17 protein-coding genes are annotated in these 17,289 nt (G+C 65.0%); 3 read left to right on the forward strand and 14 right to left on the reverse strand.

Annotated features, from left to right (window positions below; all coding sequences use genetic code 11):
- Positions 1-59 precede the first annotated feature (59 nt).
- The 6 genes from AC4PRM_RS09520 to AC4PRM_RS09545 form a co-directional block, all read right to left on the reverse strand.
- A complete protein-coding gene (locus tag AC4PRM_RS09520) occupies positions 60-806 on the reverse strand; it encodes an SOS response-associated peptidase (RefSeq protein WP_492039650.1) in 747 nt (248 codons plus the stop codon).
- A gap of 87 nt (positions 807-893) precedes the next feature.
- Positions 894-4,067, reverse strand: coding sequence for an efflux RND transporter permease subunit (locus AC4PRM_RS09525; protein ID WP_492039651.1), 3,174 nt, complete (start codon positions 4,065-4,067; stop codon positions 894-896).
- A 2-nt stretch (positions 4,068-4,069) separates the two neighbouring features.
- Complete coding sequence (locus AC4PRM_RS09530) at positions 4,070-5,221, reverse strand: efflux RND transporter periplasmic adaptor subunit (protein WP_492039652.1); 1,152 nt, start codon at positions 5,219-5,221, stop codon at positions 4,070-4,072.
- Between the two features lie 841 nt (positions 5,222-6,062).
- Positions 6,063-6,314 carry a hypothetical protein gene (locus tag AC4PRM_RS09535; RefSeq protein ID WP_492039653.1) on the reverse strand — a complete coding sequence of 84 codons (252 nt, stop codon included), beginning with the start codon at positions 6,312-6,314 and terminating at the stop codon, positions 6,063-6,065.
- 173 nt (positions 6,315-6,487) lie between these two features.
- Positions 6,488-6,715, reverse strand: coding sequence for a DUF6894 family protein (locus AC4PRM_RS09540; RefSeq protein WP_492039654.1), 228 nt, complete (start codon positions 6,713-6,715; stop codon positions 6,488-6,490).
- Between the two features lie 66 nt (positions 6,716-6,781).
- Positions 6,782-7,012: a hypothetical protein gene (locus tag AC4PRM_RS09545; protein ID WP_492039655.1), complete on the reverse strand. Its 231-nt coding sequence runs from the start codon at positions 7,010-7,012 to the stop codon at positions 6,782-6,784.
- A gap of 149 nt (positions 7,013-7,161) precedes the next feature.
- Between AC4PRM_RS09545 and AC4PRM_RS09550 the strand changes: the two genes are divergently transcribed.
- Positions 7,162-7,314, forward strand: a complete 153-nt coding sequence (locus AC4PRM_RS09550) for a hypothetical protein (RefSeq protein WP_492039656.1) — start codon at positions 7,162-7,164, stop codon at positions 7,312-7,314.
- A gap of 820 nt (positions 7,315-8,134) precedes the next feature.
- Positions 8,135-8,245 carry a DDE-type integrase/transposase/recombinase gene (locus AC4PRM_RS09555; RefSeq protein WP_492039657.1) on the forward strand — a complete coding sequence of 37 codons (111 nt, stop codon included), beginning with the start codon at positions 8,135-8,137 and terminating at the stop codon, positions 8,243-8,245.
- Positions 8,246-8,575: 330 nt separating this feature from the next.
- On the opposite strand, the gene AC4PRM_RS09560 is transcribed toward AC4PRM_RS09555, so the two are convergent.
- From AC4PRM_RS09560 to AC4PRM_RS09575, 4 genes are all read right to left on the reverse strand, one after another.
- Entirely contained in the window at positions 8,576-9,256 is a 681-nt protein-coding gene (locus AC4PRM_RS09560) for a TorF family putative porin (RefSeq protein WP_492039658.1), read from the reverse strand.
- Positions 9,257-9,262: 6 nt separating this feature from the next.
- A complete protein-coding gene (locus AC4PRM_RS09565; protein WP_492039659.1) occupies positions 9,263-11,341 on the reverse strand; it encodes a hybrid sensor histidine kinase/response regulator in 2,079 nt (692 codons plus the stop codon).
- A gap of 155 nt (positions 11,342-11,496) precedes the next feature.
- Positions 11,497-12,006: a tyrosine-type recombinase/integrase gene (locus AC4PRM_RS09570; RefSeq protein ID WP_492039660.1), complete on the reverse strand. Its 510-nt coding sequence runs from the start codon at positions 12,004-12,006 to the stop codon at positions 11,497-11,499.
- A 222-nt stretch (positions 12,007-12,228) separates the two neighbouring features.
- Complete coding sequence (locus AC4PRM_RS09575; protein WP_492039661.1) at positions 12,229-12,993, reverse strand: MauE/DoxX family redox-associated membrane protein; 765 nt, start codon at positions 12,991-12,993, stop codon at positions 12,229-12,231.
- A 68-nt stretch (positions 12,994-13,061) separates the two neighbouring features.
- Here AC4PRM_RS09575 and AC4PRM_RS09580 point away from each other — a divergent pair, with 68 nt between their 5' ends.
- Positions 13,062-13,475: a MerR family transcriptional regulator gene (locus AC4PRM_RS09580; protein ID WP_492039662.1), complete on the forward strand. Its 414-nt coding sequence runs from the start codon at positions 13,062-13,064 to the stop codon at positions 13,473-13,475.
- 3 nt (positions 13,476-13,478) lie between these two features.
- Here AC4PRM_RS09580 and AC4PRM_RS09585 read toward each other — a convergent pair whose 3' ends face one another.
- Genes AC4PRM_RS09585 through AC4PRM_RS09600 form a run of 4 tightly spaced genes read right to left on the reverse strand, consistent with a single transcriptional unit; the run spans position 13,479 to position 17,210 of the window.
- The gene (locus AC4PRM_RS09585) at positions 13,479-13,934 is read right to left on the reverse strand and encodes a DUF411 domain-containing protein (RefSeq protein ID WP_492039663.1); all 456 of its coding nucleotides are present in this window, start codon (positions 13,932-13,934) and stop codon (positions 13,479-13,481) included.
- The gene (locus AC4PRM_RS09590) at positions 13,934-14,359 is read right to left on the reverse strand and encodes a copper resistance protein CopC (RefSeq protein WP_492039664.1); all 426 of its coding nucleotides are present in this window, start codon (positions 14,357-14,359) and stop codon (positions 13,934-13,936) included. Before AC4PRM_RS09590 ends, AC4PRM_RS09585 begins: the two co-directional genes overlap by 1 nt.
- 11 nt (positions 14,360-14,370) lie before the next feature.
- A complete protein-coding gene (locus AC4PRM_RS09595) occupies positions 14,371-15,438 on the reverse strand; it encodes a copper resistance protein B (protein WP_492039665.1) in 1,068 nt (355 codons plus the stop codon).
- Entirely contained in the window at positions 15,435-17,210 is a 1,776-nt protein-coding gene (locus tag AC4PRM_RS09600) for a copper resistance system multicopper oxidase (RefSeq protein ID WP_492039666.1), read from the reverse strand. The genes AC4PRM_RS09595 and AC4PRM_RS09600 overlap by 4 nt, the downstream gene beginning before the upstream one ends.
- Between the last annotated feature and the right edge of the window lie 79 nt (positions 17,211-17,289).

Raw genomic sequence — 17,289 nt, forward strand, 5'->3', positions numbered from 1 at the left:
CGTCCTCCGAAGGACCAGCCCATCGCAGGCGCGTGACGCCCCAACGCTGGCAGTCCCGTCTACAGCAAGCTCCCTGTGCCCGGACGCTCCGGTTCAGAGGTCGGAAAAATCTTTAGCGCCCCGTCTGGCAACGCCCGCTGCAGCGCCTTCGCTTCACTCCACGGCGCGCGCATCCAGGTTTCGCGTTCTTCAGCCGTGGTCAGAATCACCGGCATGGCCTTGGAGTGGACGGACTTCACCGGCTCGCTGGGCTCGGTCGTCAGAAAGGCGAACAGGTCGACCGTTTCAATCCCCTTCCTGATCTTGCGCACCGACGTCCAGGCGCGCGCGTGAACACCGGCGAAGAAGGCCAACGGCTCTGGGTCTTCGCCAGCCAGCCGAAACCAGACCGGGCAGTATCTGCCCTCGGCATCGCGGCCCGGCTCGCTGAAGGCCGTGAAGGGGACCAGGCAGCGGTTGGCCGGATCCAGCCACGGCTTCCAATGCGAGGACGTGGTGTTGCGCACATTGGTGGTGCCGCCATCGGGCTCCATCTCCAGCAGGCGGGGGAAGTCGACCTCCTTGCCCTTGGCCCTCATCTTGTCGGCGCGCTTTGTCGCCGCATCGAACAGCGCCTTCTTCGACGACGGCATGCCCCAGCGCGCCATCGCCAGCTCCCGCTCCCCTTCCAGCCCATGTCGGACGATAGGAGCGGGATAGTCAGGATAGACGTCGCCGGGCGCGAGGTTGCCGACGTCGGACTGCATGGCGTTGGCCAGATCCATGATCGCCTGCGGGCCTGACCGCTGTCGGTAGAGGTTGCACATTTCACGAGCCTGTCACGGCGCTTGCGCAATGTGGAGTCGCCGGAAAGCAGACGTGCCGAATGTCCGCCAAGGGTGGGAAGCGGACATTCACGTAGTCGATGCGCTCGCTCCCCTCCGATTAAAGTATGCCACGAGAACGGGCAGCACGATCAGGGTGAGGAGGGTCGCGGTCGTCAGCCCGCCGATCACCACTGTGGCCAAGGGCTTCTGCACCTCAGCCCCGGCACCGGATGCGAAAGCCATGGGCACGAAGCCCAAGACGGCGACCAAGGCGGTGGTCATGACCGCCCTCATCCGGTCCACTGCACCTTCCAAGGCCGCGACGGCCGGGGCCGCGCCTTGCGCCAAGCGCTCCTGAATGGCCTGCATCAGCACCAGACCGTTCAGGGTCGCCACGCCGGACACGGCAATGAACCCCACCGCCGCGCTGATCGAGAATGGCATGCCTCGCAACGCCAGCGTCAGGGCTCCTCCCACCAGAGCCAGCGGCACGCCCGCGAACACCAGCGCTGCGTCCTTGGCCGACCTCAAGGCCCAGAACAGCAGCCCGCCGATGGTCAGAAACACGATCGGCACAATAAGGCCCAGCCGGGCGGAGGCCCGCTGCAGGTTCTCGAACTGACCACCCCAGTCTAGCCAGCCCCCCGCCGGAGGGGTCACCTCGTCGGCGACGCGGGACTGGGCCTCTGCGACGAAACTGCCCAAGTCACGACCGCGCACATTGGCCTGGACGATCATGCGCCGCTTGCCGTTCGAACGGCTGATCTGGTTCGGACCGTCCGCGATGTCGAACCGGGCGACCGACGATAGAGGCACAGTCATTGCTCCGGTCGAGGCATCCTCCGGCATGACCGGAAGCTGCTCCATCACCGTGGGATCGTTGCGCAGGGCATCGCCCAGCCGCACGACCACATCGAACCGCCTGTCTCCCTCCAGCACCTGTCCGGCGGATCGGCCGGCGAAGGCGATGGCCAGGGCGTCCGCGGCATCGGATGCATGAACCCCCTGGGCCGCCGCCACGGTGCGGTCCACGCTGGCCGTGATCGTGGGCTGGCCCGACACCTGCTCGACCCGCACATCGGCGGCTCCGTCGATGTCGCGCAGGACGCCCGCCACCTGTTCGGCGCTTCGGGTCATGGCCTCGAAATCGTCGCCATAGACCATGACCGCCACGTCGGAACGAACCCCCGCAATCAGTTCGTTGAACCGCATCTCGATCGGCTGGGTGAACTCGTAGTTATTGCCGAGCTGGGTCGACAGATCCTGCTCCATCCGTTCGACCAGAATCGCCTTGTCCAGGCCGGGGTCGGGCCAATCGCTGCGATCCTTCAGGATCACGAAGGTGTCGGAGATCGACGGCGGCATCGGGTCGGACGCCACCTCGGCCGTGCCGGTGCGGGTAAAGACGCGCTTCACCTCAGGCATGGCCATCAAGGTCCGCTCGACCCCGAACTGCATCGCCTGGCTCTGTTCCAGCGAGGTCGAGGGCACGCGCAGCGCCTGGACCAGCACATCGCCCTCGTCGAGCTGGGGCACGAACTCGCGCCCCAGGGTCATGAAGGTGAAGGCCCCCAGCATCAGGGCGATCCCAGCCCCCACCATCACCGCACGTGGCCGCGCCATGGCGGCTTCCAGCAGGGGCCGATAGCGGGCCTTTGCCGCACGGGTAAGGCGGGTTTCCTGATGCGCCGCCTTAGGTTCCCGCACCAGCAGCGCCGCCATCGCTGGAACGAAGGTGAAGCTGAGGACAAAGGCCGCCAGCAAGGCCAGCATGACCGTCGCCGCCATGGGGCCGAACATCTTGCCCTCGACGCCTTCGAACATCAGCAGCGGCGCATAGACCAGCAGGATGATGGCTTGGCCGAAGGCGGCGGGTCGTGCCATCTCACGGGCCGCCCCCGCCGCGACCGAAAGCCGCTCGGCGAGGGTCAGCGGCCGTCCGGCCTCGTCCCGCTTCAGGCCCAGGCACCGCAGGGTGTTCTCGACCACCACCACGGCCCCATCCACTATCAGGCCAAAATCCAGTGCTCCAAGGCTCAACAGATTGGCGCTGATGCCGAACCGGTTCATGGCCGAGGCCGCAAACAGGAAGCTGAGCGGGATCACCAAGGCCGTGATCAGCGCCGCCCGCACATTGCCCAGCGCAAAGAACAGCACCGCGACCACCAGCAGCGCCCCCAGCGCCAGATTGTGCTCGACGGTCCTGATCGTGGCCTCGACCAGTTCAGTCCGGTCCAGTGCCGGTCGGATGACCACCCCAGGCGGCAGGCTGGCGGCCAGTTCATCGATCCGCTGGCCCACCCTCTGCGCCACGGCCCGCGAATTCTCGCCCTGGAGCATCAAGGCCGTACCGACCACGGTCTCGCGTCCGTCGGCGCTGGCTGATCCCAGGCGCGGGGCGCGGCCGATCTCCACCGTCGCCACGTCGGCGACCCGGATGACCCGGCCGCCCTGGTTCAGGATCGGCGTCTGGGCCAGATCGTCCAGGCTCTTCAGCCGCGCATCAGCGCGGACGATATAGGCCTCTCCCGCCCGGTTGACGTAGCCGGCCCCCGCGATCCGGTTGGCGTGCTCCAGCGCCTCGACCAACTGCACCAGCCCGACGCCGTAAGCCGCCAGCAGCGCCGGATCGGGATGCACGGCGTATTCCTTGACGTAGCCGCCCAGCACATCGATCCCGGCCACGCCCGGCACAGTGCGAAGCTGAGGCGCGACGATCCAGTCCTGCACGGTCCGCAGATAGGTTGCCTTCTCCTCGTCGGTCGTCAGCCGCTCGCCCTCGGGCGTGACATAGACCGCACCGGGGCGCGCCGGGGTGCCTTCGAACTCCAGCGTCCAGATGAAGACTTCGCCCAACCCCGTGACCACCGGCCCCATCGAGGGTGACAGGCCCTGGGGCAGATCCGCGGTGGCGGCCTGGATCCGCTCGTTCACCAGGTTGCGCGCGAAATAGATGTCGGTAGCGTCGGTGAAGACGGCCGTGATCTGTGAAAAGCCATGGCGCGACAGGGACCGCGTCTCGACCAGGCCCGGCAGACCGGCCAGGGTGGTCTCCAGCGGAAAGGTCACCTGACGCTCGACCTCTTCAGGCCCCAGCGCTGGGGCGACGGTGGTGATCTGGACCTGCCGGTTGGTGATATCCGGCACGGCGTCGATCGGTAGCTGCAGCAGCTCGCGTGTGCCGAACAGGGCCAGCACCACGGCCAGGGCCACCACACCCCAACGGAAGCGAACGGAGATGTCGATGATGCGGTTCAACATGATCAGTGCCCATGCTCCGCATCGCCCTTGGCCAGTTCGGCCTTGAGCAGAAACGCCCCCTGACCCGCGATCCGCTCGGCCCCCGTCAAACCCGAGACGATCTCGATCCGCCCGGCGGCCGTCCGGCCCGTGACGACCGGCCGGGCCCGAAACCCGGCCCCCTCCACGACGAAGACCGAGGCCTGACCTGCCACCGTCTGGACCGCGTCGGCAGGCACCGTCAGGCCTGCGCCCGCCCCGGACGACAGGATGCGCGCGGACAGGACGGTACCCGCCGGTGGCAGGCTGCCCGTCGGCGTGGCGCGAACGATGACCACGCCCTGGGCATTGACCGGCGCTATGGCGCTGATGACGCCCGTCGCGGGCTCGGCCCCCGGCACGGCGATCTGCAGCCGGTCGCCGATGCGCAGGACCGCTGCCGCCGACGGCGGGGCGTCGAACACCAGCTCCACCCGGCGTCCGTCCGCCACCGCCGCGATCTGCGGTGCCTCTTCGTGCAGGAACTGGCCCGGGGCCGCGCTGATACGGGTGACGATGCCGGCCAGCGGACTGCGAACCACGACGCTACCATCCGTGCCGGGTGCGCCATAAGCCCCGACGCGAGCGCGCGCCGCTCGCAGTTCGGCTTCCGCCCGGCGCGCTTCGGCGGCGGTGATGTCCAGCCGCGCTTGCGCGATCCAGCCCTGTTCGAAGAGCTGCCGGTCGCGCCGCTCGGCCGCGACGGCGGTCTGGGCCGAGGCGGCGGCGGCATCGACTGTGGCGCGCGAACCGGCCCCCTCGGCACTTCTCAGCGTGGCGATGGGAGAGCCGACCGAGACGTGATCGCCGGGTCCGACATGAACCCGCACGACGCTGCCTGCCAGCGGCGCATCAATGCTGGCCTCGGCCCCCGGCGCAAAGGCGACCCGGCCTGGCAGCTTCAGCTCCGAGCCCCCGCCGCGTTCGACCCCGACCAGGGTGACGCCCGCGCGTTCAGCCGCCTGGGGGCTCAGGGCGACGACTGCACCGCCCCCCTCGTCCTCATGATTGTCCTCGGCATGCTCCGCCTCGGTCGCCGCCGTAGGGCGGTCGATGTACTGCGCCCCGGCGAAGCCGATACCCAGGGCGGCCACGACAGCGGCTACCGTCATCAGCCCGTGCTTATTGATATGCATGATCGTTCCTCGCCCGACGTCTGTCGGGGCTGCGCTCGGCCGCACGCGTTGGCGCACGACGGTTCAGGGGCAGCCGGGCTCACGCCCGGTCGAGGTCAGGGTCTCGGTGGACGCTCAGGCCCGGCCGGACGATCCATCGGCGCGCGCAGGGCATGCGCCCACGTGGAGGGTCGCTGGAATGTGACCAGCGTCTGCCGATCCATCAAATCCGCTGCCATGCCGGGATGCGGCGCGTGACAGCACCCGCCCGCGCAAGCCGGCCCACAGTCCGGGCAACCTGCACAATCGTCAGCAAGATCAGAAGACGCAACGTCGGCGGAGATTGTGAGGTCGAGGGTCGGAGAGGCGCAAACGTGGCTCGCCGCAGCAGGCACGGCGAAGGCTACCGCCATCAACAGGATGGCGAATACTGCAAACCTTCGGGTGGTGACCGAAAACCACTTCAGCATAGGGTGCGCATAGCACTCGTTTTGATCGAAAGCGATGCGGCAATCGCCCGGCCGCGCTTCTGCGGGAACACGCTCCGGGCAACGCTGCCAGTCCTGCACTGGTGCTGCGAGAGGTCTGATGCGCCCTAAGGTCCGCTATGGGTCGATTGCGGACAGCTGGCTCTAGACCCGACTATCGCCGCTATGAAAATGACACCGCACGACAAGTTTGTTGCCGGAATGGGCATCGTGGTCGCCATCATTCTCGGGATGCCTCTATGGTGTTGTGGCAATATTGAGCTGATCTGACCGGTAGTGGTGGCAGTCTCAGCCCCGCCACGGCTGGACCTGGACCGTACTCATTCAGAGCGCCCCAAGCATTCACGCCGTCGTCCTCCGGCGCGGCAGGTTTGTTAATGAGGGATGACGAGCACGCAGTCATAGTTGCCGTTACCGTCCGTGCGCGGCAGCGCTACGTAGGTTTGGCCAGACTCATCAACGAGGCGGCGTACGATGTTGTTGAAGTTGGCTTCATCCCCTGTGACGACATGAAGAAGGAAGCCGACATCGGCCTCTTCCACTGAGTAGCAAGAGCCACCAGACCTGAGCAGTTCAAGCGAGATCGTCATGGCTTGGCCGTACCATAGCCATGTGGCGCGATCCATTGTGGGGCGTTCAGGCCTGCCTTCCTTCAGGATGGCGAGCCTTCTGCGTGTTGGCGACCCGGGGCCGCAGAGGGGGACTCGTAACCCCGGGCCGCCTCACAGCACACGCTACGCTGCAATGTCAGCAGACAGGCTCGGTCGATGACGGTCAAATCACCCTGTCGTCAGGCCGGTCAGGTGACGCGAGTGGCCATGACCGTGAGAAAGCCAAGAACACCACTCTCATCGCGCAGAACTATCTTGAAGTCATTGCCTGCCCAGAGGTGAGATGCCCTAGTGGGCGTCAGTTCTGAGACGATGCGGATAGCAGCCTGACGCGCCGACTCGTTGTTGAGCAGCACCTCTCCATCGTGATCGATTACGTGTTCACCATCGAGGGTGTCGAAGAAGTACCTGGGCATGAAGCCTTAAAGCCGAAGCCCCCACGTCGTTCCTCTGCCGGTTTTCGGCACTGCACCCACTTCGCTTTACGGCACCAGAAGTCGGGCGCGGTCGGCGGCCCGGGCATTGTCCGCCCTCACCTGAGCTGCGTCCATCTCGGCCACGCTTGCCACTCCCTCAGCAGTGCGGCGACTGGTTTCGTCGGGCTTCAGCATGGAATAGGCCAACAGGGCGAGAACGAGGGCAGCAAGGCCGCTCAGGATCAGGCGGCCGGTCCATGGGTTGGGGTAGTGGACATCACGCGTTTTACTGGGCATCGAAGGCTCCTTCTGGAGCCAAACGCGCAAGTGCGACAAAAGGGGCCACAGCGATAGAGTGGTCCAACCGGACGCTCCATTCGTTCGCCGGCTACGGTGTTATTTGCGGTGTAGCTGAGACTGATCCAGACTTTATCCTTTGAAACTGGATGGTAGATCGCATCGCCGAAATCATCGACCTCCAACGCAAAGCCCGCGAAGCTAGTTCGATGGCCAGCAAGTCGCCGTTCCCGAAAGACCGAAAGCGCTTCTTCGATATGGCTGAGGATTACCAGCGCCGGGTTGAACAGCTACGCCACTAATTGGCGGAAGTACGCTCTTGGCCCGGTTTAAAATCGTTTGGCCAGCCTTCTGAGATCAGGACATCACCGTAAGCGCCTCATTCGTCAACGCCCGCTGTAGCGCCTTCGCCTCGCTCCAGGGAGCGAACATGTAGAACCCGTTCTCCGTCCAACTAATGCCTGCGCTCGTCTGCCAATTTCTTCAGATGGCGGACCTTCTCAAATCGACGAAGTTGGTTCGTGCCTGGTTTATACCCAGCAGCTTGATAAGCAGCCTCCATGCTCCGGAAACGTCGCCCGTTTGTATAGGAGCTCGGACCTCCGCTCGCGTCCACGGTTTCTCGTGAGAGTTTGCCTTGGGCGGACAAGACTGCTCGCAGGTGTTCAGTTAGATCGCTCATCGAGTACACTTTCCTAACTCTGCCGCTGCGGTTCTTGCCGCGATGTAGCCTGAGCTTATCGTGTCCCTCGGGGGCAGGCAGCCACAAGATGTCTCGGATGACTTCAATATTCCCCAACTGCCTGGTGTAGACGCCGACACCCCAACGGCCGTGCGCCGCCATGAGCTTCTGACTGACCTGACCATGTTCATCGGCGATACGCCGGAGATCTGCTGGGGCAAGCTCGCCGGAGGTGATCCGGACGGTGGTGATGTGTACGTGAAGTACCGCTGTCGCTGCGGAACGCGGAAGACCTGCTGGCCGAGTGGGGCATCGACATCTGCCATGAGACGGTGCGGCTCTGGTGGAACCGCTTCGGCCCAATGTTCGCCGCCAAAATCCGCAGGCAGCGGGTCCAGAAGATGCACGCCTTCACTTACTGGCGGTGACATCTCGACGAGGTGTACGTGAAGATCAGCGGCGAGATGCACTACCTCTGGCGCGCCGTCGATCACGAGGGTGAGGTGCCGGAATCCTTTGCCAGCAAGACCAGAGACAAGCCGCGGCGTTGAAGTTCATGAAGAAACTCATGAATCGGCATGGGCGGTTAAAGGCCCTCACGACCGACGGTCCGCGCTCCTACAGGCGGCGATGAAAGCGCTCGGCAGCGCTGACAAACAGGAGGTTGGCAGGTGGGCGAACAACAGGGTGGAGAACTCACACCTGCCCTTCGGTAGCGTCCCCTCGCCAGTCGTCACAGACGTTCGGAATGTGCCTCGCGGGTGAGGAGGGCGAGTCTGATTGTGGGCTTGAAATCAATGTCCGCAACCGACCCATAGCGGACCTCCCGCCCTGATTGTCACTCCCGGCTTTCGCCAGTGCTACGGGGCTCGGACCTACCCCTAGAAGTTGACAAATACAGACGCTACGGCCTGGCCCTTGTCTGCGTCGCTATCAACCCAGGTTAGATCTATGCGGAACCGTCCCAGCTCTCTTGCGACCCCAACTGACCAGTCGGCTTTCCCCTCCGGAGCAAATGCACCGTCCTCATAACCGACTGTACTGTTGACCGAGACGGGCCAGGACGAGGGCGCGAAGCTCAGCGACGTCCACCCATAACGGTTATCCTCGTCACCCAGCGCTGATTGAGCCGGGGCGAATGCCGCACCAAAGACCCAGGTTAGCGCCCCATGGGTGCGGCCGAATTGAAGTGGGAACTCGACATAGTTCACGTCGTCCCCATCGGGGTACCGATAGGCGGCGGCGGCAATATCGACATCGAAGCCTCCGACCTGGCCCGCCCAGCCTAGCGTCCCCGTGATTTCCACGTCGGCTCCGTCACCGTCCGACCCGACGCCGTATTCATCGATCGTGGAAACGAAAACATCGCCGTAGACGCCGGACGCGTGATCCGCCGTCAGCCCGCCCTGAAGAGCCGGCCGCCCGCCGGAGAGTGAATAGCCACGGTATCGATAGTCACTGACGACGCCGGCCGTGCCACTCAGAGACCAATCGGAGGATTGCGCCCAGGCCGGACAGGCGATGCTGACGAGACCCAGGGCTACGAGAAGGGAGGTTTTCATGATCTCTCAAGCGGCGGCTTCAGCGCGATGTTGCGATGCGGAAAGGACGTGGCTGATCGCTTCAAGCAGTTCGGCCGGGCGGATCGGCTTGGGAAGATGAAGATCGGCACCGGCGGCAAGACTTTTATCGACATCGTCCGGCATGGCATTGGCGGTCAGCGCAATGACGGGCGTTCGTGCAAGCCCCTTTGCCGCCTCGTGATCGCGCAGGAGGCGAGTGGCTGTCAGGCCATCCATCTCGGGCATCTGCACATCCATGAGGATGATGTGGAAGGCCGAAGCGGTCAGCATATCGAGGGCCTCCCGTCCGTTGTGGGCCAGGGTCAGGTCCACACCGAGCGGTTCCAGGATCATCGCCACGACCTGACGATTGATGGCGTGATCGTCCGCATAGAGCACCCGCAGCGAGCAGGCGTCTTCGTTGTGGTCCGGAGCCACCGGCTCCGGTGTCGTGACCTCCACATTACCGATCCTCGGCAGGCACAGGTGGGCAAAGAAGGTCGATCCCTTGCCCGGAACCGATCTCACCGTGACCTGCCCTCCCATCATCTCCGCCAGGGATACGCAGATCGACAGACCCAGCCCGGTACCGCCATATCGCCTGCTGACGGACACATCCGCCTGCTCGAACCTCTGGAAGAGCCGCGCAGCTGTCGCCCGGTCAAACCCGACCCCCGTGTCGCTGACCGATAGACAGAGTCTGCGGTCTCCGTGCTTGCGCGCAGTGACCTGGACGCAGCCGGTTTCCGTGAACTTGACGGCATTGCTGATCAGGTTGGACAGAACCTGGGAGACCCGCGTCCGGTCTCCGAGATACACCCCTGAGGCGTCATCCTGGATTGTCAGTCCGAGCGTAATCCCCTTGGCGGCTGCTGCCGCACCGTGAAGCTGGGCGACCGACTTCAGCAACTCGTCCAGTTCAAACGGCACCGACTCGAACTTGAGCAGGCCCGCCTCGATCTTGGCTACATCCAGAATGTCGTTGACCACATGTTCGAGCGTTCGGCCTGAGGAGACGATGGTGGCCGCCATCTCCCGTCCACGCGCATCCGTCTGGTGGTCCTGAAGGAGTTCCGTCATGGCGATAATGCCGTTCAACGGCGTCCTCAGCTCATGGCTCATATTGGCGAGAAACTGAGACTTTGCGGCATTGGCGGATTCCGCCTCTGCCAGGGTACGATCGAGAGCCTCCTCATTGTAGGCCAGGTCCTTGATGAGCCGGTAGACACGGACCCCTCCGACGATGAGAGCGAGCACAAGCAGCGCCACCATGATCGACAAGGCCGGTATGGCCCCGACCAGCAGCGACGCTCCAGGACGATCCGGCGTCCACTGGACAAAGCCAAGCCGTTCGCCTTCGTTGCTTTCTATTGGAACCGACGCCGGGGTCAGCTTTTGATCTGCCCTCAGGAGTTTGGGCTCGATCAGCATCAGATCATTTTCGAGCGAGGCTACGAATGCGCGCGCCGAGGCACCGGAAACGACAAAGGGCGGGGGCGTGCCCGGCCGATCATGCTCGGCATCCTCGGCCACAATACTGGAGACGCTGATGAAGTAGGGCTCGCCGCCCACCATCACGGTTCCCTCGCGGGTCACGACCGCGTCCAGTCCATATTTGGCGGGACCTACCTCCTGCGCGGCTGCGCGGCGACGAAGTTCGGCGACAATGGGGCCCGCCACTTCAAGCAGTTCAGCTTCGGTCTCGGGGGATTTCTCTTCACTGTCGCGGGAGGCGTAGATGGCACGCCCTGCCCCGTCGAAGACGACCGTGACCTCGTGCTGCATGTAGTCGGCATAGTAGTCGCCGTAGTTGACCTGCATCCATGCGCGGTCTCCGGCCAGAGTCTCCGTATAGGCTTCGTTCCAGACGCTTGCAGACAGCACGTCCTCGCGAAGACCCTCCAGGCGCCTCTCGACTTTGCGGGCAACCAGGTTCGTCTGGGTGCGAACGCTCTGCTGGTCAATCACGGAAGCAGAATAGGCGACCAGTCCACCGACACTGATGATAATCGCGGCCACTGCGAGCAAGGCGTACACCAGGATGCGCAGTAGCTGTGCGCGCGTTACGGCCGACTGCTCTGACATGGTACGCTCCAGCCGAACCACGTCGCATGAGACCCGTTAAAGACAGATTTAAGACTGCGACATTCTGCCATAGCCGACCACTACGACGCGTCCGTTTTCCACCCCTCAGAGACATTCGGGCAGTCCGCTTTCAGGCAGACTGCCCGACAGCCAACTCAGAGGTCTATCTGCTCTGAGATCTCCAGCGCGCCGTCCACCTCGATGCCGAGATATCTGACGGTGCTCTCCAGCTTCCCGTGGCCAAGTAAAAGTTGGCACGCTCGCAAGTTGCCGGTCTTCTTGTAAATCAACGCCACCTTCGTCCGACGAAGGCTGTGGGTGCCGTAGGTGCCAGGGTTCAGGTCGATCATTCGCACCCAGGCATCCACCAAGCGAGCATACAGCCGAGTACCGATGTGCGCTCCATCTCGGCTACGGCTAGGAAACAGCCAGTCGTCACGCCGTCGCCCTCGGCGCTCCAGCCAGTGCGCCAGCGCGTCTCTCGCAGCCTCCGTTATTTCGAACGGGACCGGTCGACCCGTTTTCTGCTGGATAATCGTCGGTCGCTGCCGAACGACGCCGCCTTGGGAGACATCACCAAGTCTGAGCTTAACGAGGTCACAGCCCCGCAGATTGGCGTCAAGTGCGATGTTGAACATCGCCAAATCTCGGATCGAATCGATCAACTTGAGATGCTGTCGTATCACCCAAATATGCTTGGGCTTGAGCGGGGCTTGGCTCCGGTCAACCAAACAGCGTTCAGGGTTTGCGAGGTAAGCGAAACAGATCGGGCTGGCTCATGGCCCCCCACGATCAACGCCCCTTCTCAGGATACGCTCCAAACAGCGCAGATGCGCCAGTAACGGACGTTGACTGCTCGCCTGAAAGCAGACGCTCAGATCGTGATTTCACATCGGCATCGGCGGGCTGATCAGGTTGATTTCCATCGCCAGCATCCACACCGCCATGGCAATCATCATCAGGTTTTCGGTCAGGGACAGAAAGCCCAGCGGCACATTGCTGTCGCCGCCGACGCAGGCGCACTTCAGTTCGCGCTTGTCGATGTAGACGGCCTTGAAGACCGAAATCGCCCCGATGCCGCCGATGATCAGAGCGACCGGCGCCGACAGCCAGGTCAGGACGCCAGCCACCATCAAGGCGCCCGCCCCGAACTCGGCGAAGGGGTAGACCTTGCCGTAGGGAACCCAGCGCTTCGCCAGGAGGTCATAGTTCAGGAACATCGACGAGAAACTCTCGACGTTCTGAAGTTTCAGCATCCCCAGCACCATCATCGACAGCGCGATGAACCACTCACCCGCCCGCACGGTCAGCGGGCTGCCATAGACGGTCAGGCTGAGCATCGCCGCCATGACCGCCGTGGTCAGGAACACGACCAGCACCGGCGTGTAGGTTGTCGCCTTAGGATCGCGGACCTTGAGGCCGAGGAAGCGACGCAGGTCGTCATGACCGCCGATGCGCTTGCCGTCGACGAAGATCTGGGGGGTCGTTTTCACACCGTGCTCGGCCTTGAAGGCGTCGGTCTGCTCGCGTGTCGTCAGCCAGTGATCCTCGACCGTGTAGCCTCGGCTTTTGAGCAGATGACGGGCCTTGAGCCCCCAGGGGCAGGTGTGGTCTGGCATCACCATGCGGTGGATGATGGCGGTCTTGGTCATTGCAGCCTCCGTGATCTTCAAATCCGAGGCCGGCACCCTAGGTTCCGTATCATGGTACGGAGTCAAGCATGAGCGTTCGAACGATTGCCGGACTGGCGCGCGAAGGTGGTGTGGGGGTCGAGACGGTCCGCTTCTATCAGCGGCGCGGCCTGATGCTGACGCCGGAGCGATGGTCGAGTGACGGCGTGGGCGCGGGCATTCGCCGCTATGGCGAGGAGGACGTGCGCCGGCTGAAGTTCATCCGCTCGGCCCAGACGGCCGGGTTCACCCTTGAGCAGATCAAGGAACTGCTGTCCCTGGATGCTGGCGAGGATAGGGCGCGGGCCCGCGTTCTGGCAGCCGAGCGTCTGGCCGCGCTGGACCGGACCATCGCCGATCTGGAAGACGCGAGAGCGGCCCTGAGGCGACTGGCGAGCGCCTGTGCAGCCAAGGACAGCGGGCCTTGTCCGATCATCGCCGCCTTCCAGGGGGAGGCGGCGTGAGGCTTACGCGCCGTTATGACGGCCAAAGACGGTGGCCTGGCCGCTGCGGTCGATCAGCAGTGTGACGTAGGGCTCGCGTCCCGCCGACTCCATGCCCGGCGATCCGGCGGGCATGCCGGGCGCCGCGAGCGCCACTTCCTGTGGCCGTTCACGCAGCAGGCGCGCGACATCGGCGGCTGGCACATGGCCCTCGATGGCGTAGGGGCCGACCACGGCGGTGTGGCATCCGGCATAGCGGTCCGGCACGCCGTGTCGAGCGCGGATCGGGGCCAGGTCCTCGCGCTCGATGACCTCGACGGTCCAGCCCGCGCCGCGCATATGGGCCACCCAGCCGTCGCAACATCCGCACCACGGGGTCTTGTACGCCGTAATGCGCCGATCCTGCGCCATCGCCGTGCCGGTCGAGACGAGAGCGACAGCGCCACTCAGCAGCAGGCGACGGTTCAATAGGCCCGTCATCAGTGAACCATGAAACGGACGGTACCCGTCATCTCATGACCGTCCCCGCCTTCTGCGGTCCAGTTCAGCACGTAGTTGCCCGGCGACAAGGTCGGCAGGTCGGCCGACACCCGCGTGGTCGCGGCGGCGGCGGCGACCGGAACGGACACGGCCGCGCCGCTCTCGGCCTGAACCGTGACGCTCTTCAGCGTCATCGCGTGCGGGAAGGTCGCGGTGAACCAGTCCGGAGAGCCGTTGGTCATCGCGCCATCCGTAGGGCTGGTGACGACGCCATGGGCGGCGTGATCGGCGGACGCTGTCTGGCTATGGCCGGGGTGCGCATCCTGGCCCTCAGTTCCGCAACAGCAGCACGCGGATGTGGCTTGGGCCAAGGTGGGGACCACCAAGGCCAGGGTCATGGCGACGGCGGGTATGATCTTGCGCATGGATAGCACTCCTAGAACCAGGCCTTGAGGCCGATGACGAAACGGGTGTGCTCGGGCTCGCCGCCCGCCGCACGCGTGAAATCGGCGGTGTCGCCGAGTTCGCGGCTCCATTCCACGCCCACATACGGCGCGAACGCCTTGGCGATTTCATAGCGCAGTCGGAGGCCCGCCTCGATGTGGGTCAGGCCCGAACCCAGTCCCAGTTCGGGAATGTCCGCAGCCGAGGCCTCCACCTCGACGCGCGGTTGCAGGATCAGGCGCTGAGTGATGCGCTGGTCGTACTCGGCCTCGACTCGTGTGGTCAGGTCGCCTTCGGTTGACAGGAAGGCCGCCGCATCAACCTCCCACCAGTAGGGGGCCAAGCCCTGGAGACCAAGCACCAGGGTCGGGTTCTCGTCGCCCTCGCCGAAGTCCTGACGCACGCCCGCCTGCACATCCCAGAAGGGCGAGATCGCGCGGCTGTAGAGGGCCTGAACCTCGCCCTCGATCTCGCCGTCGAAGTCTCCCTCGGCCTCGGACTTCCACCAGAAACGGTTGATGTCGCCGCCGGTCCAGCCCGCGATGTCCCAGGTCCAGCCCTCTTCGCCGTCGCCGAAGCCGACCTCCAGCCGGTCGACGATGACGGCGGTGGTCCGGACGTCGCCGTTCTCGCGCCTCAGGATGTCGCGGGCGCCGGTCATCTGGTCCGCGCCCCAGATGGCGTCGGCGGCATGGGCCGGGCCGGACAGGGCGGCCGGTGGCAGGGGCGGCTGGCGCGGACGGCCTTCGTCGTCTGCGCTAGTCGGCACGTCGGGCGGTGCCACGACGGACTGGCCGCCCATGTTGTGGCCTGCGTGGGGATCGACCTGGGCGGGCATCGCATGACCGGCGTGAGGATCAGCAGCCTGAGACGGCGCGCTCATGTCGTGCCCGGCGTGCGGGTCGGCGGTTGGCGTGGGCATGGCGTGACCCGCATGGGGATCGGCCGCCGCAGCCTGCACCGGAGGCCGGGCGGGCGTCGAATGCTGGCTGTGATCCTGGGCGGTCGCGGCGCTGGCGAACAGCAGCGGGGGTACCAGCGCGGCCATCATCCGGATCATGCCGCTGCTCCATCCAGAGGACGGACGGTCACGACATTGAACATCCCCGCGTGCATGTGCATCAACATGTGGCAGTGGAAGGCCCAGTCACCCGGCGCATCGGCCGTCAGGTCGAAGGTCACCTTGGACCCCGGCGCGACATTGACCGTGTGCTTCAGCGGCTGATGTCCGGCCGGACCGCCCGTCACCAGCTCGAAGAAGTGGCCGTGCAGGTGGATGGGGTGGGCCATCATGGTGTCATTGACCAGGGTCACCCGCACCCGCTCATCCCGCTCGAAGCGGATCGGCTCGACGATCTCGGAGAATTTGCGTCCGTCGAACCCCCACATGAAGCGTTCCATGTTGCCGGTCAGGTGGATTTCCAGCGCGCGGGACGGCGGCCTCTGGTCCTTGTTGGGGGCCAGAGAGACCAGATCGGTATAGACCAGCACCCGGTGCGGGACATCCTCCAGCCCCATGGGCCGCTCGCCCAGGCGGTTGGCCGGGTCTGACGAGATCATGTCGACCCCGACACCAACGGCCATGCCGGCGGGAGCGTTCTCCGGGTTGCGCATGTCATGATCCATCCCGCCGTGACCCATGGCGGCGTGATCAATCGGCGCGGAGGCGGGGGCTCCGTGTCCCATCGCCGAATGGTCTATCCCGGCCATCCCACCCATGCCCATGTCGCGCATCGTCAGGGTCGGCACCTCACGCAGGGGCGGAACCTCGGCCGTCATGCCCAGGCGCGGGGCCAGCGTCGCCCGCGCCATGCCCGAGCGATCGACGGACTCAGCCACCAGGGTGTAGGCGCGGTCCTCGGTCGGACGGACGATGACGTCATAGGTCTCGGCCACGGAAATCTGGAACTCGTCCGTCTCGACGGGGCGCACGTTCTCGCCGTCGGCGTTTACCACGGTCATCGCCAGACCGGGGATGCGGACATTGAAGATCGACATGGCCGAGGCGTTGATGACCCGCAGCCGGACCCGCTCGCCCGGCCGGAACAGGCCGGTCCAGTTCTCGGCGGGCCCATGGCCGTTGACCAGATAGGTGTAGGTCGTGCCGTTGACGTCGGCGATGTCGCGGGGGTCCATCCGCATCTGACCCCACATCTGGCGGTCGGCCAGCGACATGCCGTCCTCACCGGAGATCAGGCCCGACAGGGTCGTGCGCGACTGGTTGAAGTAGCCAGGGCTCTTCTTCAGCCGGTCCAGGATCTCATGCGGGTGCAGGAAGCTCCAGTCCGACAACACGATCACGTGCTCGCGGTCGTAGGCGACCGGATCGGCCCCCGCCGGGTCGATGATCAGCGGCCCGTAATGCCCCATCGCCTCCTGAAGGTTGGAATGGCTGTGATACCAGAAGGTGCCGGACTGGATGACCGGGAACTCGTAGTCGAAGGTCTCACCCGGCCGGATGCCGGGGAAGCTAACGCCCGGCACGCCGTCCATGTGGAAGGGCAACAGGACTCCGTGCCAGTGGATTGAGGTGTCCTCGTCCAGAGTGTTGGTGACGGAGAGCCGCGCGGTCTGACCCTCACGCAGGCGGATCAGGGGCCCCGGCAGGGTCCCGTTGACGGTGATGGCGTGCCCGGTCCGCCCGCCGACCGTGAACGGCGAATGGCCGACGCTCAGCCGAACGTTAGGCCCCTCCAGGGTAGGCAGACCGGCGCGCAGCCCCGCTGACCCGCTCTGGGCCCATGCGGGCAGAAGCCCTTGGGCGGCGAGCAGCCCCGTGCCACCCGCGAAGCCGCGCAGCAAGGCGCGGCGGTCTGTCTGGATCACTCTCATGCGTCAGTCTTGGCCCATCTGTCTGACTGGCCTTACGCCAGAACCGCGCGCGCCCCTCGCGACGGCTGGTCGCAGGGGC

Source organism: Brevundimonas sp. DW-iso22, from assembly GCF_058725425.1.